General features: G+C 46.1%; 21 protein-coding genes. 11 read left to right on the forward strand and 10 right to left on the reverse strand.

Annotation, left to right across the window (positions count from 1 at the left end; genetic code table 11):
• Positions 1–17: 17 nt before the first annotated feature.
• The 4 genes from AWH61_RS05510 to AWH61_RS05525 all read right to left on the reverse strand — a co-directional run bounded on the left by AWH61_RS05510 (position 18) and on the right by AWH61_RS05525 (position 4698).
• Positions 18–2342, reverse strand: a complete 2325-nt coding sequence (locus AWH61_RS05510; protein ID WP_075176414.1) for an FdhF/YdeP family oxidoreductase — start codon at positions 2340–2342, stop codon at positions 18–20.
• Positions 2343–2484: 142 nt separating this feature from the next.
• Positions 2485–3495 (reverse strand): pyridoxamine 5'-phosphate oxidase family protein, encoded by a 1011-nt coding sequence (locus tag AWH61_RS05515; protein ID WP_075176415.1) that lies wholly within the window; start codon positions 3493–3495, stop codon positions 2485–2487.
• Between the two features lie 11 nt (positions 3496–3506).
• On the reverse strand, positions 3507–4184 hold the full coding sequence (locus tag AWH61_RS05520; RefSeq protein ID WP_075176416.1) for a glutathione S-transferase family protein: 678 nt from the start codon (positions 4182–4184) through the stop codon (positions 3507–3509).
• Between the two features lie 52 nt (positions 4185–4236).
• Positions 4237–4698: a nuclear transport factor 2 family protein gene (locus AWH61_RS05525; protein ID WP_075176417.1), complete on the reverse strand. Its 462-nt coding sequence runs from the start codon at positions 4696–4698 to the stop codon at positions 4237–4239.
• A 162-nt stretch (positions 4699–4860) separates the two neighbouring features.
• On the opposite strand from AWH61_RS05525, the gene AWH61_RS05530 reads away from it, so the two are divergent.
• Together AWH61_RS05530 and AWH61_RS05535 are read left to right on the forward strand one after the other, a co-directional pair.
• Positions 4861–5751, forward strand: coding sequence for a LysR family transcriptional regulator (locus tag AWH61_RS05530; protein WP_048818577.1), 891 nt, complete (start codon positions 4861–4863; stop codon positions 5749–5751).
• Between the two features lie 224 nt (positions 5752–5975).
• Entirely contained in the window at positions 5976–6440 is a 465-nt protein-coding gene (locus tag AWH61_RS05535; protein WP_075176418.1) for a GNAT family N-acetyltransferase, read from the forward strand.
• A gap of 133 nt (positions 6441–6573) precedes the next feature.
• On the opposite strand, the gene AWH61_RS05540 is transcribed toward AWH61_RS05535, so the two are convergent.
• From AWH61_RS05540 to rne, 5 genes are all read right to left on the reverse strand, one after another.
• A complete protein-coding gene (locus AWH61_RS05540) occupies positions 6574–7401 on the reverse strand; it encodes a haloacid dehalogenase type II (RefSeq protein ID WP_075176419.1) in 828 nt (275 codons plus the stop codon).
• A gap of 81 nt (positions 7402–7482) precedes the next feature.
• Positions 7483–8160: a response regulator transcription factor gene (locus AWH61_RS05545; protein WP_075176420.1), complete on the reverse strand. Its 678-nt coding sequence runs from the start codon at positions 8158–8160 to the stop codon at positions 7483–7485.
• A gap of 87 nt (positions 8161–8247) precedes the next feature.
• On the reverse strand, positions 8248–9816 hold the full coding sequence (locus AWH61_RS05550; protein WP_075176421.1) for a sensor histidine kinase: 1569 nt from the start codon (positions 9814–9816) through the stop codon (positions 8248–8250).
• Between the two features lie 207 nt (positions 9817–10023).
• Positions 10024–11166: an oxidoreductase family protein gene (locus tag AWH61_RS05555; RefSeq protein WP_075176422.1), complete on the reverse strand. Its 1143-nt coding sequence runs from the start codon at positions 11164–11166 to the stop codon at positions 10024–10026.
• Positions 11167–11272: 106 nt separating this feature from the next.
• Positions 11273–14641 (reverse strand): ribonuclease E, encoded by a 3369-nt coding sequence (gene rne / locus AWH61_RS05560; protein WP_075176423.1) that lies wholly within the window; start codon positions 14639–14641, stop codon positions 11273–11275.
• A gap of 841 nt (positions 14642–15482) precedes the next feature.
• Here rne and rluC point away from each other — a divergent pair.
• Together rluC and AWH61_RS05570 are read left to right on the forward strand one after the other, a co-directional pair.
• Positions 15483–16424, forward strand: a complete 942-nt coding sequence (gene rluC, locus AWH61_RS05565; RefSeq protein ID WP_014949207.1) for a 23S rRNA pseudouridine(955/2504/2580) synthase RluC — start codon at positions 15483–15485, stop codon at positions 16422–16424.
• Positions 16425–16427: 3 nt separating this feature from the next.
• Complete coding sequence (locus AWH61_RS05570) at positions 16428–17135, forward strand: HAD family hydrolase (protein ID WP_075176424.1); 708 nt, start codon at positions 16428–16430, stop codon at positions 17133–17135.
• A gap of 52 nt (positions 17136–17187) precedes the next feature.
• Here AWH61_RS05570 and AWH61_RS05575 read toward each other — a convergent pair whose 3' ends face one another.
• On the reverse strand, positions 17188–17808 hold the full coding sequence (locus AWH61_RS05575; RefSeq protein ID WP_075176425.1) for a Maf family protein: 621 nt from the start codon (positions 17806–17808) through the stop codon (positions 17188–17190).
• A 153-nt stretch (positions 17809–17961) separates the two neighbouring features.
• On the opposite strand from AWH61_RS05575, the gene yceD reads away from it, so the two are divergent.
• The 7 genes from yceD (at position 17962) to acpP (ending at position 22876) form a co-directional block, all read left to right on the forward strand.
• Positions 17962–18495 (forward strand): 23S rRNA accumulation protein YceD, encoded by a 534-nt coding sequence (gene yceD, locus AWH61_RS05580; RefSeq protein ID WP_075176426.1) that lies wholly within the window; start codon positions 17962–17964, stop codon positions 18493–18495.
• A 3-nt stretch (positions 18496–18498) separates the two neighbouring features.
• Entirely contained in the window at positions 18499–18669 is a 171-nt protein-coding gene (gene rpmF, locus AWH61_RS05585) for a 50S ribosomal protein L32 (RefSeq protein WP_012518206.1), read from the forward strand.
• A gap of 15 nt (positions 18670–18684) precedes the next feature.
• Entirely contained in the window at positions 18685–19710 is a 1026-nt protein-coding gene (gene plsX, locus AWH61_RS05590; protein WP_014976325.1) for a phosphate acyltransferase PlsX, read from the forward strand.
• Positions 19707–20672, forward strand: a complete 966-nt coding sequence (locus tag AWH61_RS05595) for a beta-ketoacyl-ACP synthase III (protein ID WP_075176427.1) — start codon at positions 19707–19709, stop codon at positions 20670–20672. Before plsX ends, AWH61_RS05595 begins: the two co-directional genes overlap by 4 nt.
• A gap of 85 nt (positions 20673–20757) precedes the next feature.
• A complete protein-coding gene (gene fabD / locus AWH61_RS05600; RefSeq protein WP_014949213.1) occupies positions 20758–21687 on the forward strand; it encodes an ACP S-malonyltransferase in 930 nt (309 codons plus the stop codon).
• Positions 21688–21696: 9 nt separating this feature from the next.
• Positions 21697–22437 (forward strand): 3-oxoacyl-ACP reductase FabG, encoded by a 741-nt coding sequence (gene fabG / locus AWH61_RS05605; RefSeq protein WP_075176428.1) that lies wholly within the window; start codon positions 21697–21699, stop codon positions 22435–22437.
• A 199-nt stretch (positions 22438–22636) separates the two neighbouring features.
• Positions 22637–22876, forward strand: coding sequence for an acyl carrier protein (gene acpP, locus AWH61_RS05610; protein WP_012518211.1), 240 nt, complete (start codon positions 22637–22639; stop codon positions 22874–22876).
• Positions 22877–22927 lie beyond the last annotated feature (51 nt).

Here is a 22927-nt window from a genome sequence, read left to right on the forward strand (position 1 = left end):
GATAAGCAACGAAAAGCCTACACCGCAGAGACTGCTATTCGGCCATCTGATTCAGATTTCGAAAGTTTGATCGCGATAAATTTCGATGTTGGTGTGAACGTGCCATCACCGTAACTTTCTAGTGGTACTAACGGATTGGTTTCGGGGTAATATGCTGCTGCTTGACCTTGCGGGATGTCGTAAGCCACCAACATAAACTGTTTAACTTGGCGTGTTTTGCCGTCGTTCCACATTGACGTAATGTCGACTTTATCGCCATCGTTAAAACCCAGCTTCTTAATGTCACGTTCATTGACAAACAGAACGTCCCGCGCGCCAAACACGTTTCTGTAGCGGTCATCCATACCATAAATAGTTGTGTTGTACTGATCATGAGAGCGCAGTGTTTGTAAAATGAGGTCCGGCTCTTCACCTTTCGCAACGAGGTCAGCATTTAACAGTGAATCAGGCAGGGCGTTAGCAGCAAACTCGGCTTTGCCCGATGGTGTTAACCAGCGTCTCTCACCTGCTGCATTACCTAAATGAAAACCACCTGGTTGAGCGAGTTTGGTGTTAAAGTCTTTAAAACCGTCTATGGTGTCGGCAATGAGCTCACGAATATTGTCGTAATCGCTTATTAAGAAGTCCCAGTCTACCGGCGTGTTGCCTAACGTCGCCTTCGCGATACCAGCAATAATAGCGGGTTCAGAGCGAAGTTCGGGCGAGCTTGGCGGAAGTTGGCCATAAGAAATATGGACCATAGAAAATGTATCTTCCACAGTCACGCCTTGTTGCCCGCTAGCCTGCATGTCAATTTCAGTACGTCCCAAGCAGGGTAATATAAGCGCGTCTTTACCTGTGGTTAGGTGAGAACGATTTAATTTGGTGGCGATATGAACGGTTAAGTCGCATTGTGACAGCGCAGCGTGAGTACGCGGCGTATCTGGCGTCGCCTGGGCGAAATTACCGCCTAAGCCGATGAAAACTTTGGATTCACCACTTTCCATAGCCTGGATAGCTTGAATCGTATTGTGACCTCTTTCTCGTGGAACGGCGAAGTTAAACTTGTTCTCTAGTGCGTCAAGCAATGCTTTGGGGGGTACTTCGTTAATACCCACAGTTCTATCCCCCTGCACATTGCTGTGGCCACGAACGGGAGAAAGCCCTGCACCAGGCTTGCCCACGTTTCCTCGTAGTAGTTGTACGTTCACTATTTCCTGAACCGTAGCTACTGAGTGCTTGTGTTGGGTGATCCCCATTGCCCAGCACATGATCACCCGTTCTCCACGTCTGTACATGGTTGCCGCGTGACGTATTTCGTCTTTTGATAAACCGCTCTGCGCTTCAATATGCTCCCAGCTCGTCGCTTCAACGGAACTCAAATAGTCGTCCATTCCATTGGTATGTGCGTTAATAAAGTCGTGGTCGAATACGGGAGGAGCATTGTTCGCTTTGGCTTCTTGCTCCCAAGTTAACAGCCATTTAGCGATGCCGCGCATAACCGCCATGTCACCACCAAGAGCAGGCCTGAAATAGGCGGTATTGGTTGGCTCAGAGCCATTGGTAAGCATTTCAACGGGATGCTGCGGGTTTTGAAATCGTTCAAGGCCACGCTCTTTTAACGGGTTGAAGCATACCACTTGCGCCCCTCTTCGTACTGCTTCACGAAGAGGTTCTAGCATGCGAGGGTGGTTAGTTCCCGGATTTTGGCCGATAACAAAAATGGTGTCTGCTTTTGCAAAATCATTGAACGTAACTGTGCCTTTGCCCACGCCTATCGTAGGTTTCATACCTTGCCCCGACGCTTCGTGGCACATATTTGAACAATCGGGAAAATTATTTGTGCCAAATGCGCGCACGAATAACTGATATAAATAGGCGGCTTCATTACTCGCCCGCCCGGAGGTATAAAACTCCGCCTGATGAGGGGAATGTAAACCCTTCAAGTGTTTGGCAATAAGTGCGAAGGCATCGTCCCATGATACTGGTTCGTAATGGCCTGCTTGAGCATTGTAGCGCATAGGGTGGGTGAGTCTCCCTTGTGACTCAAGCCAGTAGTCGGTGTGCTTTTTCAGTGAGCCGACCGAATACTTAGAGAAAAATGTTGGGTCAACATAGCGACCGGTAGACTCCCAGTTCACTGCTTTAGCACCATTTTCACAAAACTTCACTAAACCACTTTCTGGTGATTCACCCCACGCACAGCCTGGGCAGTCAAAGCCTTTGTCTTGGTTCGTCTTGAGCATGGCTCGTAGATTCTTAAGTGGCTTTTCGCTTTGGATCCAGCTCTGGGTTACACTCTTTAGTGCCCCCCATCCGCCAGCGGGTTTGTTGTACGTTTTGATGTTACGCTTATCACTCATGTTCTGCCCCTGTGTCTACGCGGGCATTTGCCCTTGTCTACAAAACCTAACCAAGACTTTTTGTCTAAACAGCGTAACCATTCTGGTTACGGTATTCCAATTGATTACGCTAACTAGATGATAGGGTTCATCAATTAACCGCTTATTTCCAGTCGCCTGTCTTTAGTGCATAGGGGGACATGTCTGTGATCTCATGGGAGTAGGGATACGCACCCGAAATATGTGTTACCGAGAATACCGAAAGAGACACAAAGCGCTCTGCACCTTCAAACGCGGTTATATTCGATTCGAGGGATTCGATACTCGCCTTTGCTTTAATAAACAGAAGGTCACCTGTTTCATTATCCCAAAAACACAGACCGACGCGTGGGTCTAGTAGGATGTTGCCCAAGGTATTAAAGAATTTATTACCGCTAAAATCGGGAAAGATTAACGAATTCCCTTCCACTTTAACAAAGCCTGCTTTGCCCCCCCTGTGAGAAACGTCTAGCCCTTCATTCGCTGCATGGCCTAAAGATTTATGTCGTGAGGCAATAAAAAACGTTTCAGCCCTTGATATTAGCGAGCGTGCGCTTGGGGTGAGCACATTCGATGTTGAAGTAAAAAATGTAGAATCACCGGCACCTACTGTGTTTTTCATTGGGGCAGTCTGAACGGCACGTTGTTTTTTGACTGTGGTTCGTTTGTGAATGTATTGGGGGCAGTTACCGAAACTTTGATCTACCAATACCGTAAGGTTTTCATTAGTTGCGTGACTTATCGTACCGTTCAACCGATTTCTTCGCCTTGTAGCGTATTCAATGCCGACGATTCCAATTTTGCTGCCTGAAGTCGCGTCGAGATTTAACGAGTGTTGCATCATATTCCAAACTTCTACTGGTAGGCTAAAGCGCAATCGGGTAGCAGAGGGACTTTCTATGAAATCTCCTTCTCCCCAAACAGGCGTGGCTACAGGGTGGCCTTTTTCGTCTACCAAGGCGAAAACAGTGAACGGACTGGATGTAAAGAACTGCCTGTGTTGTTCTGGCATAAAGCTACGGATAAAACCATTCGTTCGCTCACCGATTTCCCTGTCAATTTCCAGCTTTTTTTGCAGTGCAATTTCGCCTTGATGAAACGCTGGGTTCAAGGATGATAGCTTAGGTAGAGACATAACGACCTCAATTAACTATGCTGACTGGTATTGCGCGCTGGTGCGATGTCAGACGCTGGCATTGGGACAAAATTATCCAGACTCTCAACCGCATTTATCCAGGCATTGATAAGAGGAAACTTGGACAACGATATTCCTCCTTCAGGGGCATGAGCTATATACGAATACATAGCGATGTCTGCTGCGGTAACGTGTTCGCCAACCAAAAAAGCACTTACCGTGTTTTCTAGATGAGCCTCCATGTTTGCAAGTAACGTCTCGCTGGTGGCTAGTACTGTGGGCACATGAATAGTTGCTCCAAATACGTATTCTAATCGCGCGGCGGCCGGCCCTTTAGCAAGTTCACCCGCTGAGACTGATAGCCAGCGTTGAATTAGCGCTTTTTCTTTGGCGTCTTTTCCGAGCCAATAGTCACTGTCTGCGTATGCGTGGATCAAATAAACCAGAATGGCATTGGAGTCAGCCAAAGTGATATCACCGTCTGTTATCACGGGGACTTGTTTAAACACGTTAAGTGAGCTGAAGCGTTCACTCTTGTGCTCGCCTTTGGCCATGTCAGGCTCAACGGTTGTGAAAGGGATGGCATTCAGTGCCATAAACAATGAAACCTTGTGGCAGTGGCCAGATTTAGGGTTTTGAATCAAAACAATAGGGCTTTTTGGCAATGTATTGCTTGTTGGATTTGTCATAAATTCATCCTCTCAATAGAAATGGTTAGTTGGGTGTTATTATCAACATTGTTTACAGCTCAAGCTCGGACAGAGTGGGAAAATCGTCAGGGCGTCGTTCACCATCCCACGTGAACTTTCGGTCACTTTCTGAAATAGGATGTTCGTTGATACTGGCAATACGTTTTTCCATTAGGCCATCAAGGTTGAACTGCCAATTTTCATTACCGTAAGCTCTATACCATTGACCAGAATCGTCCTTGTACTCGTATGCAAAGCGCACTGCTATGCGGTTTGCGTTGAATGCCCATAGCTCTTTTACTAATTTATAGTTGAGCTCTTTGTTCCACTTTCTCGTCAAAAAACTCACTATTTGAGCACGTCCTTCAATAAATTCTGCTCGGTTGCGCCAAAGGCAGTCAAAGGTATAAGCACCTGCAACTTTTACCGCATCTTTGGTGTTCCATGCGTCTTCAGCAAGGCGCACTTTTTGCGCTGCGGTTTCAGGTGAAAAGGGGGGAAGCGGTGGTCTCATAAATAACTCCTGTAGGCATTGGGCTGTAGTGTAAAAACGTTAACCTGAACGAAAACGTGTAAAAGCTGATAGCGATACTAGAACTTTCCTTTTATTTAATAATTAGCTATTTTTGAAATTTATAATTTCATTGAGTGAAATAATATGGACAAGCTTTTGTGCATGAGAGTGTTTGCAGAGGCTGCTAAGTCGGGAAGCTTTGTAGGAGCTGCAGACGCGATGTCGATGTCAGCGCCTGCGGTTACTCGGTGTATTGCACATTTAGAGGCACAGTTAAATACTCGACTTTTTCATCGCACAACGCGGCAAGTGAAGTTGAGTGAGGTTGGTGAACATTACCTTATTCATGTTTCACGTATACTGGCAGATATTGAGCAAAGTGAAGCTGCTGTGTCTGGCATTGACTTGGTGCCCAGAGGTGAGCTTAACATCACGGCACCCATTTTGTTCGGCGAACGTTATGTAACGCCAATAATATCCCAATTTCTTAAGGACTATCCCGACATTAGGGTTAACGGGCATTTTCACGACGATGTGGTGAATCTAATTGATAGCAATATGGATGTAGCAATACGTATAGGTAACCCGAAAGACTCTTCGCTTTACGGTGTTACGGTAGGATACGTACGGCGTGTAACCTGTGCGGCGCCTAGCTACTTGGCGAGTAGCCCGGCCATAAAAAAGCCAGAAGATTTAAAACGGCATAGTGTGCTTTATCCGACGCGCTTTAACGAGCCAGCGGTATGGACGTATCACAAAAACGGCAGACCTATTGCCATTAAGCTCACACCTCGTTTTCAATCCAACCAAAACAGAGCGGCTATTAACGCCGCCATTGCAGGCGTTGGGGTTGTTCGGTTGATGTCCTATCAGGTTGCAGAAGCACTTAGAAGTGGTGATTTGGTAAGTTTGTTAGAAGATGTGGAAGACAAAAAGTTGCCTATACAGGTGGTAAGTGTTGAAGGGCGTAAGAACCTTACTAAGGTTAAAATGTTCATTGACTATGTCAAGGCAGGGTTGGCGAACAACGAGTATCTTAACCCTAGAGCCTGAATAATCCAGAGTATCTTGACCTACGCGTGTGGTGCTCAGGCTGTAGCATAAGTTGTGAGTAAAATGGGTTGCGTTACACTAAACCAATCGTTATCGTCGCAGAGATTTTAAAGTTAGCATTTTAAAATTGGCATCTTAAAATTTGTATTTTGACATCTATAACTTTAACAGGATCTGTTAAAGGCGCTACTCAAACGTTAATAATAAAAAATCATCGAGGCAACATGGTTTCCTGGCAATCACTTACATTTAATGAACTGACGAATCATCAACTCTTCGACTTGCTCAAGCTGCGTGTCGATGTTTTTGTCGTTGAGCAAAACTGTGCCTATCCGGAGCTTGACGAAAAAGACCGCCATCCAAAAACTCATCATTTAATGGGGTTTCAAGATAACAAATTGGTAGCGTGTGCACGATTACTTGGCGAAGGGGTTAGTTATCCATCGGTGAGTATCGGTCGAGTAGCTACCAGCGAAGCTTTCAGAGGTAAAGGGGCGGGCAGAGCACTTATGCGTGAAGCCATTGATCATTGTGAGGCGTTATGGCCAGGCTGTGATATTGAAATTGGCGCGCAAGAGTATTTAAAACGGTTTTATGAAGGTTTTGGGTTTGAAGTCACCTCGACTATGTACTTGGAAGACGATATTCCTCACATCGATATGAAAAGAGCAGGCACGGCAACAGCGTAGCTCAGTGCCTAGCTCGAAATATTGGTTGGCATGACCTTTTATGGCCCAGGCGTTTAACCTAATAATTATGTTTACCCGTGCCAACCGATAGGCTGTGCTTTTATGTGCACCTAGATACCATCAACCCTAACGCTTATTTGGCATCGGGTAATTGGGAGACTAATTCATCTAGTCCGCTTACCACCGTGTCAGGCGCTATTGCTAACGGGTAAAGTACCTTACCGGGGCGTGCAATGAACGCGGCTTGCCAGCCTGCCTGTTTAGCACCAGCAATATCCCAACCGTGGGCCGCCACTAACATAGCGTCTTCTGCTGCTATACCCGTTTTTTCAATAGCCCATTCATACGTGCGTGTATCGGGCTTATATAAGTTAATGTCTTCTACACTTAGCCGCTCGTCGAAATAAGACAAAAGATCAGCATTCTTAAATTGAGTATATACGCCTTGATTAGACGAGTTGGTAAGGCTTACTAGTTTATAACCCTTGTTTTTAAGTGCCTGTAAGCCATCGCGCACGTCAGGATGGGGTGGTAGGCTTCGCAATGGCGTGACAATTGCCGTTTTCGCTTGCGCTTTGGTCAATTCAATACCTTCAATTTCAGCCACCATCAGCAAGGAGGCAACGCCAATTTCTCCAAAGGTATGAAAGCGGCCAGTCGTTGAATCAACCAGTGAATGATGCAGCATAGTAGAGAACCACAGTGGCAACAAATCATCTCGACCGCCCAAGGCTTCGCCTACCGAGCTGCGCATGGCGGTGAGGTCAAGTAAGGTCTCATTAACATCGAAAAAGATAACCTTTGGTGCTCGCAATTCCCGTGCAGACATTGCTGTATTCTTATCAGGCTGCGCGGCACCTCTGGTGTCTGTCTGAGCGAAGACTGGTGATGACAATAGACTAATGCCTACAGCGGTTGCGCAACATAGCCTTGAGAGTAATGAAGAAGGTGAGCGAGCCATAATTATCCTTTATAAAATCTGAACGAGTGTTCAAATTAGGCGGGATAACACATGAATGCAATAGCTAATGAGACGAAACGACTATTTTCTGGTGGTCAACCGATAGCCGTTGCCTCTCAGAGTTTCAATAAATATGGCATCACTGCTGTGAAGCTTTTGTCGCAGCCTACTGATATACACATCAACAACATTAGTTTGCGGATCGCTGTGACTTCGCCATACTCGACTTAATATGCGTTCTCGAGACAGCACTTTTTCAGCATTTTCTGCGAAGTAGTAGAGCATGTCGTATTCTAGTTTGGTGAGTGAAATCTCTTCCCCAGACAATGTCGCAATACGTGACTCGTCATCGATGTTTAACGGTCCGATGGTGAGGCCTAATTGGGTAACCGGTGTATTCGTCACTCTTCGGCTTAAGGCCGTTATGCGCGCAAGTAGTTCGTCAAAGTCAAATGGCTTGCACAAATAGTCATCCGCGCCTTGTTTTAAACCATTCACGCGCTCGCGTACTTCGTCCACCGCGGTTAGCAACAAAACCATAGGGGCATGGGGAAGCGACTTAATTGCGGGCAGCAGCTCTACGCTATCTTCATCACCAAACATGCGATCAAGTACAATAATAGCAGGGGCTTCATGACGAATGCGCGTGACTAAGTTGTGTAATGCCGACTCTTCGATGCACTCAAAACCTTCAGCGCTTAAGCCTCGTGATAGAAAGCGTAGCAAGGGGGCTTCGTCATCAGCAATAAGAATTTTCATTGTTGTTATGATCCTAGTCGTTCGAAGTTACTTAACGGTTGTTATTGGGGGCCTGTTGACCGCTGCAAAAATGTACAGCAACGGTCATCAGGCCCTAGTCGCGTGGTCTTGTAAAACTGGCAGCGTCAACGTGAACTGCGAGCCTTTACCTAATGTGGAATGCGCACTCAATGTACCGTGGTGGGCTTCTGCTATCGCTTTAGCGATAGACAAACCTAGCCCCATTCCATTGCCTTTGCGCTTTAACCTAACGAAGCGTTCAAAAACGTGCTGCAAATCACTTGAAGAAATGCCTTCACCGCTATCAATGACCGATACGTTGATATTCGGGCCTTCGCTCTCAACGCGCAGCACAATGGGCGTATCGGGATAAGAATATTTGTGCGCGTTTTCGATAAGGATGGTCAGTACCTGCACAATTCTGTCTTTGTCGATGAGCACTTGGACCTCATTATTGGCAAGCCATTTAAGATCTAAGTCTCTTGGCTTTGTGAGCTTTTGCCATAACGTCATATTTTGTGTAAGCAGGTTATGTAAGTCAGATTTAACCAGATCTACAGTAAATTCGTGCATCTCGGCACGCGCTAGCAGCAGCAAATCATCAACCAACTTACTTAAGTTCACGGCTTGCTCAAGTATGGTTTCTAGCGTTTCTTTATAAATCTCGTTGCTAGCCGCAGACTGCCTAAGGGTTACCTGCGCTTCGCCACGAATAATGGTTAACGGCGTGCGCAATTCGTGACTTACATCAGCCATAAATTGTCGGCGCTTTGCGTCCAGCTGAGTGAGTTTATTGTTGGCTTCTTTTAAAGCCCGGGTTCGGCTCTCCACTTCAAACTCTAAGTGCTTACGATGGGCATCAGCCTGGTCTTCGTGTTCTTGTAGTCGCGCTATCATCGAATTTAGTGCTTTGACCAAGTCAGTAAATTCGCTATCCAGGGTTTCAGGCAATCGATAGTGGTAGTTTCCCGAGGCAATGGCATCGGTACCCGTGCGAATAACTGTAAGCGGCTGATACAGGGCATTGAATAGCCAATAACAACCCAGCAGAATGAAAGGACAGGTGATAAGGCCTAAACTGATAGTAAACCACACAATGCTGCTGTTTAGCGTTTCGATGCTAGCGTTAATGCGCGATACAACGCCTGTTTGGCGGTTTACTGCAGAGTTGATGGCCTCCCTAAACTGGTTGTCGATAGTTACTTCAAGTAATGTTTGAAGGCGCTGCTGTTGATTAAGTGGAGTACTGTCATTACTTAGCGCAATAGCTCTAAACTCTTCCACAATGCCTTGAATCAGCGCTTCAAGTTCATCGGTATCTTCAACACTTCCTAGTGTTGCCTCAAGCCCTAGTGCTTCGCGTTGAGCAAGTTCCAGAGATTTTATACGGTTCAACGAGTTTTCTATTTGTTGTTGCTTGTTTCTCACTTTCGCTTGGTTCGCATTCTTGCCAAAAATTAGCTCATCGGTTAGCTGTTTGAAAAGCCTGTAGGAAATACTTGATAACTGCTGGTGCTCTGACAGCAGGGATTGAGCGAGTTGAGCTTGCGCTAAGTTAGTGCGCGTTAAATGCGCAGATATGGCTGCACTGGCTAAAGCAATCAACAGAATAAAAGTGGAAAGTAGCCCAAAAAGGTAGAGTTTACGTTTGTACATTGGCAGCAGCGTTATGATTATTTGTCACTATATACGCTAAATGTAATTTAATGGTGCAGTTTCACGGCAATAAAATAGTAAGTCAGAGCAGATGGGCTACCAGCGACATGTCGTCTGAATTGGTGTAGAAATAGAACGTAAAAAAGGGCGCGAGAGAGAAAAAAAGTACGTTCATAAAAGTCGTGATCACTATGAAAACGCAATCGTTTAAGCCGTGCGCTCAAGAATAGACAAGGCAATATCTGTTTGATATTGGAGCTCTTCATCTATTTTCCAGTGTTCGGGGCTCCAACCCGCTAAGAACCGATAAAAGTCAGCGCAGGCGAAGGGGTACAGGTACTTCCATTCAGCAATGATAAGCGCAATATCAGCACGCTTGAAACAAGCCGAACTATCATTGTTAGCCAATCGAGTGTGTAGCGCATCTTCGAGCGCTTGAAAGTAGTTATCGAGCAATGCATCACGATGTTTCATGTGGGTTTGGGTTGATAGGGCACTGCCCAAAAAATACGCCACGTCCTTTATGCCTGCGCCATAACCCACGTACTGAAAGTCGACAGCTGCACAGTCAGAAAAATCTTCGGTAAAACAAAAGTTAGCCACTTTAGCATCGCCGTGCACCAAAGTGTGATAGTGAGCGTTGCCTAACGTGGTAGATATATCGACAGCATGTTGCTTTAGTAATCCATCCGACATGGCGTTGAACTCATCTTCACGGGTTGCCAAGTGCCAATAAGTGCCTTCAGGCCATAATTGTAAACTTCGGCTATCAAATTCATCTCTCTTATTGACAAAGCGTGCATGAAAGTTGGCAAGCCATTTTAGAACAGTGATGCATTGCTCAGCGGTAAGTGAAGAGGCCGTGCGAGAATAGCCGCTGTGTGCTAAGTCTTCCATAACAAGAAGGGAGGCTTCGCCCTGTTGGCTGTGCCCTAAGCATTTAGCTGTACGGCACGACGCATCAGTTTGGACTTGAACGTCGCTATAAAAACAGTTCTCTACCTTAAAAGATTGGCACTTACGGTTGTGGCTAGCTTCACCATTCCAGCCTTTAGGGTGTGAAAGCCTGTGTGGCGGAGTGGCGCATTTCACGACTACTTTTAGTGCTGCTTCGTCTCCAACTTGTTGCGCGCCAAGTGGGTTTTGTTGAGCTTGGTGATACTGGCTTTCTTGGAAAGGGCTTCTCTCGTCGTGATTCTTTGAAAAAGTATTATTAGGATAGCCCAAAGTGGCACGAAAGCACGCTCCGTAGCCACTCCAAAGAGGTTGAATCATTTGTGTGTCTAATACATGCGCGTTACACACTTGGCTTAACCAATCTATATACTGCTGGTTTACCGTATCTGACATTTTATTCTCAACTCGGACTCGATGTTAAACGTACACTAACAAACAAAAAAGCCGCTCGAAAGCGGCTTTTACGTCAATTAGCTAGTAGCGCACTAGCGACTGAAAATTATTCAGCCACTGCTGCTACTTCGGTAACGTCATCTACCGACTGAGGAAGCGTTGTTACTGCTGATGCACGTGACGTTACGTGCGACATCGCTGCAGTTTTACCCGATACTGCGAGTGCAGGTCGTGTGTCGTCAGCTTTAGCGGTAAGCGCTACATCAACAAATGCGTCGTTTACTGCTGCAGGCAATGCCATAGGGTGCGATGCACCACGCTTTCCTTTGCCACTCGCTGCTAGGCTCGAAGAAGGCGCTGCTGTTGGTTCAGCTTCTTCTTTAGCCGCTGGCGTATCTGCTTTCGCTTCTTGCAGCTGTGCTTCTGGTTCTGCAACTACAGGTGCGTCAGCCAAGTTTATTTCAACTTGCTCTGGCGATGCCGTTGCTTCGTCTTTAGCTTCTGACGCCGTATCAGCTTGCGTTGTTTTAGCTTCAACTGCCGGTTCCGCTTGTGCTGTCGGAGCTGTTACTTCAACGTTGCTTTCTTGCACTGAAGTTTGAGCTTCTTTAGCCGGTTTAGCTTCAGTTGTCGCGTTATCGTCTGCTGACGTTACTTCATCAGTTGAGTCTACAGCTTCCGAAGGTTTATCGTTCGCTACAGGCTCTGCATCCGCTGAAGGTTCTTTACCCGCTGAAGGCTCTGCATCAAACTGAAGTTCGTCCTGAACGGCTTCAACGTCAAGTTTTGCTTTCTCTTGCTTAGAAACAGGTTGCTCTTCAGCTGGCGCTAGTTGCCCAGGCTCTTTTGCTTGTGTTTCTTCGACAACAGGTGCATCTGTCTTAGCTGTCGCTTCAACTTCTGCTTCTGGCTGCTGCGGTGACAACTCACCAGGCTGTTTAGCTTGCGTGTCTGAATCGTCAACTTGCTGCGACTCTTTCTTACGACGTTGACCAGCCGCACGAACGTGACGTGGAGAGCGGCGTGAACGGCCACGGCCTTCACGTTTTTGACCATGCTCTTCACTGTTAGCGTCGGTATTTGCATCAGTGCCGTCAACGGCATCACTAGTTACCGCTGATGAGTCATCTTCACCCTTAACAGCATCCGATACTGGCTTCGCTTCAGCAGGTTTATCCGCTGGCTTTTGCGCGGCTTTGACTGCTGGCTTTTGCTCATCCTTCTTCTGTTCAGCAGTGTTTTCAACCGGTGACTCTGCTTTCGGCGCTTTAGGCTTGGCGTCAGCTTTAGCTTTGTGCTGCGATGGCGCTTCTTTAACTACTGGCGCAGCCTGGGCTTCGTTTTGTTCAACAGTAGTTGCCCCGTTGTCATCTTTCTTCACACGGACGCTGCGGCGCTTGTCACGACGTTTTCTGCGTTCAGCAACTTCACGCTTCTTCTGCGCTTGGTTCTCTTGCTGCTCGCCATCTTGCTTTTCGTGCTTAGGCTTTTGTTGCTCATCGCGTGGTTGCTGTGCCTTACGAGGCTTACGACCTTTGTTATTGCGCTTATCATCTTGATCTTGACGCTGGTCTCGTTGTTGTTCGCCGCGCGGTTTGCGATTATCCTGTTGCTCACCATCGCGGTTCTGGTCTTTACCTTGAGACTGATTGCCACGACGATTGTTCTTGTTGCGCGGCTTGCGGCGACGGTCGTCATTATTGCGGCTGCGGTTGTTTCTATTTTTATTACCAGACTGTGGCTTCTTGTCTTTATTGGTTTCTTCTTCGCTTTCGCTACCGAATAAATCACTAATCCATTTGCCAAATCGGGCAAATAGTGAAGGCACATCGTCGGCTTTCTTTGCTGTTTCTTCTTTTGGCGCAACTACAGGTGCAGCCGTTGGTGCAACAAGGCCTTTCAGTGCTGGCTCTTCGCGCTTAACCGGTGCAGAAGTCGTTGTTTCCGTCTCAGCTTCTACCGCAGGCATTAACTCTACGTCGTAACTCGCTTCAGATATAACGTCATCTGGACGTCTGCGTAATACCTGGTAGTGCGGTGTATCTAGGTTCGCATTAGGAATAAGTAGCAAGTCAACACCGTGGCGCTTTTCTAGAAGCTGAATAGACTTACGTTTTTCGTTAAGTAAATACGTCGCAACTGGAACAGGCAACTGTGCTTCAATTTGGCCTGTATTTTCTTTAATGCTCTCTTCTTCCAAAATGCGAAGAATAGACAGAGCCAATGATTCCGTGCCGCGAATGGTACCGTGACCAGAACAGCGAGGGCACACGTGGTGTGCAGACTCACCTAAAGACGGGCGTAAGCGCTGACGGGACATCTCAAGAAGGCCAAAACGAGAAATACGACCTAGTTGTACTCGTGCTCTGTCGCTTCTCACTGCGTCTTTCATGCGGTTTTCAACTTCACGTTGATGACGTACTGGCGTCATATCGATGAAATCAATAACAACCAGACCACCCAAATCGCGAAGGCGCAATTGACGGGCAATCTCGTCTGCCGCTTCTAAGTTTGTGTTAAGCGCTGTCTCTTCAATGTCTCCACCCTTTGTGGCACGGGCAGAGTTGATATCAATTGAAGTGAGTGCTTCTGTAGGGTCGATAACAATTGAACCGCCAGAAGGAAGGCGAACTTCACGCTGGAATGCAGACTCAATTTGGCTTTCGATCTGGTAATGGCTAAATAACGGTACTTCACCGCGATAAAGCTTTACGCGACTGGCAAAGTCTGGACGCACAAGTTGAATGTGCTGCAATGCTTGCTCGTAAATGCTGGTTTTATCAATAAGGATTTCGCCAATATCGCGACGTAGGTAGTCACGAATAGCACGCACGATTACGTTACTTTCTTGGTGAATTAGGAAAGGCGCTTCACGCTCTTCAGCAACGCTTGAAATGGCTTCCCAATGGGTGAGCAGTACTTTTAAATCCCACTCTAGTTCTTCGTAAGATTTACCAACGCCCGCAGTACGAACAATCAAACCCATACCGTCAGGAAGGTCTAATTTGCTTAGTGACTCTTTAAGTTCTGTGCGCTCATCGCCTTCGATTCTGCGTGAGATTCCGCCTGCGCGCGGGTTGTTTGGCATAAGCACAAGGTAACTACCGGCAAGCGATAAAAATGTAGTTAATGCAGCGCCTTTTTGACCGCGTTCTTCTTTGTCAATTTGAACAATAACTTCTTGGCCTTCTTTGATCACATCTTTGATGTTTGGGCGGCCTTCGAATTTGTAACCTTTAGGGAAGTAAGTGCGGGCAATTTCTTTGAGGGGTAGGAAACCATGACGCTCTGCGCCGTAGTCAACAAAAGCAGCTTCTAAGCTAGGTTCGACACGGGTGATTTTACCCTTGTAGATGTTCGCTTTTTTCTGCTCGTGTCCTGGACTTTCTATATCTAAATCATACAACCGTTGCCCATCGACAAGAGCAACGCGCAACTCTTCTTGCTGAGTTGCATTAATTAACATTCTTTTCATTGTATCTAACTCTGTTTTCGTACAGCCGTTAAGACACAAAATTAAAGTGACATGTGCAAACCCTCACCGCGCAACCTCACGGCTGGACGGGGACCTTGTTGTAACGTCGCATTATCCCTGGTGGGCAAACACTCACGCGAATAAACAAGCGCCATTATCTTAAGCGCAAACCCATACGATCGTGAATTGACACGTATAATCGTACAGATGCATTCATGTTCACACTGCTTTAAGGATGTCGGGAGCGACTAGCCCTTATTACTCATTTCATTTTTTCAAGCGGCATCATTTTTGCCACTCAATTGTCATTTAATTCTGTTAGCTAAACGGCAAACTTATTTTATGTTCGCAAGCATGGCCTCGCTTTTTACGGCAGTGTAGTCGTTGCCTCTCTCGCGGGGTCGGTATGAATGTGTTATTTCATCGAACACTTATCATTGCTGATGTCACCGACGCTCAAACCATGCTTTTATCGTTTACAAGTTAAAACAACACACTCAGATGCGTGCTGATTTTCGGTCTTGTTGTTGTTTTTATAACGCTGTGTTTCACATTGTTAAAGTGCGGCAACGAAATGCCTGTTCCACACCTTTCTTTTTACGTGAATTTAATCGTGTTAAAAACATCGATAATTATCGCACTAAAAGTCAAATTTTAGCAAGGAAAGCGAATGAATAAATCCCATAAATTGAGATGTTAAATACAGAAAACATGCGCTTTGGATAAAAAGTATGCGCAAAGGTGGGTTTTCTAAGTCCTAGCTAAGCGCTGATATAATAATTATTTAGTAAAACGTAACTTTCAGTATGTTGGGCACTTTGCAATAGGGTATAATGCTTCTATGAAAGAAGAAGCTCCCCAAAAAGTACGTTTTGTAACGGTTGAAGCCGACTTGGCTGGTCAACGTATCGATAATTTTTTGCGCACCCAGCTAAAAGGTGTGCCGAAAAGCATGATTTATCGCATTTTACGCAAAGGTGAAGTGCGGGTGAATAAAGGTCGTGTTAAGCCTGAATATAAGTTACAAGCCGACGATTTAATCAGAATTCCACCGGTTCGCGTGTCGGAAGGTGCGCCTGCGCCATCGCCAAAGCTCGATAAAATTGCATCATTAGAGTCGCATATCCTTTTCGAGGACGACCGTATACTTGTTATCAACAAGCCATCGGGAATGGCTGTTCACGGAGGAAGTGGCTTGAGTTTTGGTTTAATCGAAGGCTTAAGAGCCTTGCGTCCCGATGCCAAATTTATGGAATTGGTACACCGACTAGACCGTGACACATCAGGCTGCATTTTAATTGCTAAAAAACGTTCTGCCCTTCGCCACATGCATGAGCAGCTTCGCACCGGTAAAATGGACAAGCGATATAATGCGCTAGTTGCAGGTGAGTGGCCTAAAACCCGATTTAAAGTTAAAGCGGCGCTTCGTAAAAATGTGCTGCAATCGGGTGAGCGCATGGTAAGTGTAAGCGACGATGGCAAACCGTCAGAAACTCGCTATCGCATATTAGAGGAATACGCGGGTGCAACCTTGGTTGAAGCGTCGCCTATTACAGGTAGAACCCACCAAATTCGCGTTCACTGTTTGCATGCGGGTCATCCTATTGCTTGTGACCCAAAATACGGTGATGCGGATTTCGACGCGGCAATGCGCCAAAAAGGGCTGAACAGACTGTTCCTTCACGCGCGCAGTATTTCATTGCTGCACCCAGCGACTGAAGAGCGCGTAACATTTACCGCGCCATTAGACGACACACTCTCAAATACACTTAAAGCGCTGTAAGTTATGCATTCAAAAAAACAGGCTGTGGAAACACAGCCTTTCATTTCGTTAGATAAAACACTGCCTAAGTACAAACTAGTTATCTTCGATTGGGATGGCACGCTCATGGATTCGGCGGCAAAAATTGTTAGCTGCATGCAGCTTGCTGCAAAGCAGTGTGATATGCCTGTTCCTACCTACGATGAAGTAGGTCACATTATTGGTATAAGTTTAAAGCCTGCCATTAAACAGCTTTTTAATATCAAAGACGATGAGTTAGCCGAACGTTTAGTCGCCGCCTATAAAGAGGCATTTGTCACTCGAGATACAACGCCGTGTCCTTTGTTTGATGGCGTTGAACAGTTACTTAGCAATTTGAAAGAAGCGGGATGCACTTTGGCCGTTGCGACAGGTAAAGCGCGCCGCGGTCTTGATCGAGCGTGGGCACAAACAGGGACGGGACCTTTCTTTAGTGCGTCACGTACCGCCGATGAGGCAGAATCAAAGCCTTCGCCCGACATGCTCCTACAGTTACTTGATGAACTTAGTGTAAAAATAGAAGATGCAGTGATGATTGGCGACACAACCTACGACATGCAAATGGCGAAAACGATTGGTATGGATAGAATAGGGGTGTCATACGGTGTGCATGCGCAGGTTCATTTAGAAGCGTTGTTACCTGTGGCGCTTGTGCACTCTATAAGTGAACTAGAAACAGCGCTACTTAAATAGCGCTGTTTTTATAGAACTGCTTTGATAGCGCTGCTCTTGCAGAATTAGTGGCTTACTGTGCAGCCATTGCTAATAAATCCACATCGAAGTGTGCGCCCAGTAATTCATTTAGCAGCATTATCGGAAGACCGATTAAACTGTTAGGGTCGCGGCTTTCTATTTTATCGAACAGTAATACACCCAAACCTTCGCTTTTAAAACTGCCGGCGCAATCGAGTGGTTGTTCTTTATCTACATAGGCGCGAATGGCAGCTTCACTGTTATGGCGAAAGAAAACGCGTGTTTCATCTACCTGTGTTATCGTTTTACTAGCGCTAGGTTGGTGAAGGCAAAGTGCAGTATAAAATGACACTTGCTTACCTTGGCATGCCATTAGCTGGTTTACTGCATTTTCAAACGTGCCAGGCTTGCCAAGTAGATGCGGGCCCGCATCGGTTTGGACCAAAGCTACTTGATCACTACCTATAATAATGGTGTCGTTATTTACCTTTTCTAATTCAGCGGCAACCTTGTGCGCCTTTTGTTCGGCTAAACGTAAACTCAATGCAGTAGGGCTTTCGTTCGCAAAGGGCGTTTCGTCAATATCTGGTGCGTGGGTGTCTACCTGAATACCAATGTTGGCGAGCAACATTTTTCGGTATTGCGATGATGAGGCAAGAACAAGGGAGGCCACAATTACTCCTTTCATAAAATCAATATGTTGCGTACTTTCAGTTAGTAGTACAATGTTACATTATCACTGCGCACCACATACAGCGTTTTATTGTAGGTTAAAACGCAATTTTGCTTTGACAGGAAGGGGTTGACCCTATATCATGCGCGCCCTATGCAGAAAGTGAAACTCCCTCATTCGGTTGAACCGACTAAAAGCGCCATGAAACGTTCCGATTACCGGGGCGTGATTGCGTCTAAAGATATGGAACGATTGAGTGAAGCAGTTGTCCGATGCAATGACTATGTGGACGCAGAAGTACAGTTCGAAAAAGACGCGCAGGGTCTTACTGTCTTTCACGGCCATTTAGCCACGCAGGTAACACTTATCTGTCAAAGGTGTAATGGTGAACTCGATTATCCCGTGGTAGCGGAATTCTGTTTTACTCCAGTGCAGGGAGACGAACAGGAAAGCGATGACATCATTCCCGAGGCTTACGAACCGGTAGAGGTCAACGACCACGGAGAAGTTAATCTGCTTCAAATTTTTGAAGACGAGCTACTGTTATCTTTGCCAATTGTGCCCCTTCATGCAGAGTCGGAGTGTACAGTGAAGCAAGACGATATGTCGTTTGGAAAGATTGAACCGGAACAAGAGCGACAAAACCCTTTCGCGGTTTTGAAAGAACTTAAGCGAGACCAGGAGTAAGTTATGGCAGTACAACAAAATCGTAAAACGCGTTCTAAGCGCGGTATGCGTCGCTCACACGATGCATTGACAGGCGCGACTTTGTCTGTCGATTCAACGTCGGGCGAAACTCACCGTCGTCACCACGTGACCGCTGACGGTTATTACAAAGGCAAGAAAGTAATCGGCGCGTAATACGGCGACTACATTTTGTCTAAACTAACCATCGCGTTAGATATCATGGGGGGCGATCATGGTCCCCCTGTTATCCTTCCCGCAGCCGTAAAGGCTATTCAACTTCACCCAGACGTGCACTTCACGTTATGCGGTGATGAAGATACCATCAAAGCAGGTATACAGCCCCTTACCAACGCTGAACGCAACCGCGTTACTATTGTGCATTGCTCACAAGTCGTTGAGATGGGCGAAGCGCCAACGTCAGCGCTACGAAACAAAAAAGATTCTTCTATGCGTCGCGTTATTGAACTTGTCGAAAGTGGCGAGGCAAACGCGTGCGTAAGCGCAGGTAATACCGGTGCACTGCTTACCTTATCATTCTATTTGCTTAAAACCTTATCAGGCATTGATAGGCCCGCACTCATTAATATGATGCCTACAACAGGGCACCATAACGTATTTCTTTTAGATTTAGGCGCAAACGTGAACTGTACGCCTGAAATTCTTTTCCAATACGGCGTTATGGGCTCAGTGCTTGCGCAAGAGGTGGCGGGCATAGCATCGCCACGGGTTGCCTTATTGAACGTAGGCGAAGAAGATATTAAAGGTAACGCACAGGTAAAATCTGCCGACCAGCTTTTTAAAGATGCGCCAGGCATAAACTATATTGGTTATGTAGAAGGCGACGACATTTTCACCGATCATGCCGATGTAGTGGTAACAGACGGTTTTACTGGAAATGTAGCGCTTAAATCGAGCGAAGGGCTGGCTAAGTTAGTGATAAACGAAGTAAAACGCCAGTCACAGAAGAACTTTTATACCCGATTATTGGCAAAAATTGCCTTCCCATTACTGAAATCTATCTATAACAGCGTGAACCCCGACCAGTATAACGGTGCGAGTCTGATAGGATTGCGCGGCATTGTTATCAAGAGTCACGGAAATGCACAAAAAGACGCCTTTTATTACGCCATCGTGCAAGCAATGAAAGAAGCAAAGATGCATTTACCTGAAAAGATAAAGACAAAGATAGAAACGGTATTGTTGGAGCAGCTTTGAGCAAATATTCACGCTTTATAGGAACAGGTAGCTATTATCCCAGCGACGTGCGTACAAACGCAGATTTAGAGCAAATGGTGGACACCAGTGACGAATGGATCACTGACCGTACCGGGATAAAAGAGCGACGTATTATTGGAGCAGATGAAACCGCTGCTACCATGGGGGCAGAAGCCAGTAAGAAAGCCATTGAGATGGCTGGCATTGACCCGAAATCTATCGACATGATTGTGTGCGCTACCACAAGTGGTCGCTATGCGCTTCCAAGCACAGCATGTGAAATTCAACGCATTCTTGATATTGACGGTATCCCTGCATTTGACGTAGCTGCTGCATGTGCAGGTTACTGCTACGCATTAAGTGTTGCCGATCAATACATTAAGTCTGGCATGGCGAAACGTATTCTTGTAGTCGGTACCGACTGTTTGAGCCGCTTGATAAACCCTGAAGACAGAACCATGGTTATCTTGTTTGGCGATGCGGCAGGCGCGACGATTATTGAAGCAAGTGATGAACCTGGCATTCTTTCCACACATATCAACGCATCAGGCTCTTATGGCGATTTGCTGTACGTGGGTAATCCAACCCGTGGTGACGAGCAGTCGGTTCACGAGAACTGGGGTGTGATGCGTGGTAATGAAGTCTTTAAGGTTGCGGTAACCAAGCTTTCAGAAGTGGTAGAACAAACCCTTGCTGCCAACGGTATGCAAAAATCTGATCTTGACTGGTTAGTACCTCACCAAGCAAACTTTAGAATTATTAAAGCGACAGCTAAAAAGCTGAATATGTCTCTTGATCAAGTAGTGCTTACGTTAGAGCAGTATGGTAATACCTCTGCTGCTACTGTGCCTACAGCGCTTGATACAGCTATCAGAGACGGGCGCATTCAACGCGGACAGCACTTATTACTAGAAGCCTTCGGAGGCGGATTTGCTTGGGCATCGGCGCTTGTACGCTATTAGCCTTGCAGATATTTGCCTCGTTAAGGGGCACTCCAACTCCGACGTTTTCTCGTTTCTAGTAAATTAAAAATAATAAGGAATCGACATGACAAAGACAGCCTGTGTATTTCCAGGACAAGGTTCTCAAAGCGTAGGTATGCTAAAGGAACTTGCTGAGACTTCTCCGATTATCGAAGCAACGTTTAAAGAAGCCTCTGACGCGCTCGGCTACGATCTGTGGGATTTAGTCCAAAATGATACAGACGGTAAACTTAACGAAACCCATATCACTCAACCAGCGTTGCTTGCTGCTAGCGTAGCAATTTGGCGTGTTATTCGCGAGCAGGGCATCGATGTAGATTACCTAGCGGGTCACAGCCTTGGTGAGTACTCTGCATTAGTATGTGGCGGCGCCATGGATTTTGCTGATGCTATTAAGCTTGTGGAAGCCCGAGGTAAATACATGCAAGAAGCTGTACCAGCAGGTGCAGGTGCCATGTATGCCATTATCGGATTAGACGATGCCGCCATTGCTGATATTTGTCAGCAAACTGCTATTGCTACAGGCGATGTGGTTGCACCAGTTAACTTCAACTCTCCAGGCCAAGTGGTTATTGCAGGGGAAAAGAACGCCGCCGAGCAAGCTGCTAATGCGTGTAAAGAAGCGGGCGCAAAGCGCGCACTTCCTCTTGCGGTAAGCGTTCCTTCACACTGTGAGTTAATGCGTCCTGCCGCAGATAAGTTAGAAGACGCATTATCGTCATTGAACGTTAATGAGCCTGCAATCAATATTGTGAACAATGTTGATGTCACTATAGAAACCCAAGGTGATGCAATCAAGAACGCATTAGTGAGACAACTATATTGCCCCGTTCAATGGACGCGTACTGTTGAATACTTGGCGGCAGCGGGCGTTGAGCGCGTTATTGAAGTAGGTCCTGGTAAAGTACTTACTGGATTGAACAAACGTATCGACAAGAGCCTAGAATCTCTTGCAGTTAATACACCTGATGGTGTTGAAGCATTAAAACAATAAGGAAACGCAATGAGTCAATTAGACGGTAAAATTGCGCTTGTTACCGGCGCAAGCCGAGGTATAGGCAAAGCGATTGCCAAGCAGCTTGCTCAGCAAGGTGCTACGGTTATCGGCACAGCAACCAGTGAAAATGGTGCGCAAGCGATCAGCGATTATCTTTCTGAATTCGGCGGCAAAGGCTTTGCACTAAATGTCACCGACAAAGAAAGCGTAGATACCACGATTAAAGCGATTAATGAAGCACATGGTGGTATCGATATCTTGGTCAATAATGCAGGTATCACACGTGATAATCTGCTAATGCGCATGAAAGATGACGAGTGGCAGGACATTATCGACACCAACTTAACCTCAATTTTCACACTGTCAAAAGCGGTACTTCGCGGTATGATGAAGAAGCGTTTTGGTCGCATTGTGAACATTGGTTCAGTGGTGGGCAGTGCAGGTAATGCCGGACAGGCAAACTATGCTGCAGCGAAAGCAGGGGTCATTGGTTTTTCTAAATCTATGGCGCGTGAAGTGGCTTCTCGCGGTATCACCATCAACGTTGTAGCGCCTGGTTTTATCGATACCGATATGACAAAAGCGCTGACCGATGACCAAAAAGAAGCCATTTTCAAAGATATTCCGGCTAACCGATTAGGCGAGCCTGATGAAATTGCAGCCACTGTTGCCTTTTTAGTAAGCGATGGTGCAGCCTATATTACAGGCGAAACTATCCATGTAAATGGTGGTATGTATATGGGGTAAATTCGCAAAAATTGCGAATTTTCCTTAGTTTGGGGTGGTATTTACCCGAACTTGGATGTAAAAATAGTATTTTACGAATTTCGAATGTCGCTGGTTTGACCAGAAAATTTGTTTAAACTGGTGCTTGCAAGGATGCACCTTGCAAAATAAACTAGCGGCACTTTTATTATCTAGTGACGTTTAAGGGAAACCTAGAATTATGAGTAACATTGAAGAACGCGTTAAGAAAATCATCGTTGAACAACTTGGCGTGAAAGAAGAAGAAGTAAAAGCAGAAGCTTCATTCGTTGACGATTTAGGCGCTGATTCACTTGACACTGTTGAGCTAGTAATGGCTTTGGAAGAAGAATTCGATACTGAAATTCCTGACGAAGAAGCAGAAAAAATTACTACTGTTCAATCAGCAATTGATTACATCAACGCTAACAAAGACGCTTAAGTCTTAAGTAGCGACAAAACGGCTCTTCTAACAGAGCCGTTTTTGTATCTC

The sequence above is a fragment of the Alteromonas sp. W12 genome (assembly GCF_001924945.1).
Lineage (GTDB): Bacteria > Pseudomonadota > Gammaproteobacteria > Enterobacterales > Alteromonadaceae > Alteromonas > Alteromonas macleodii.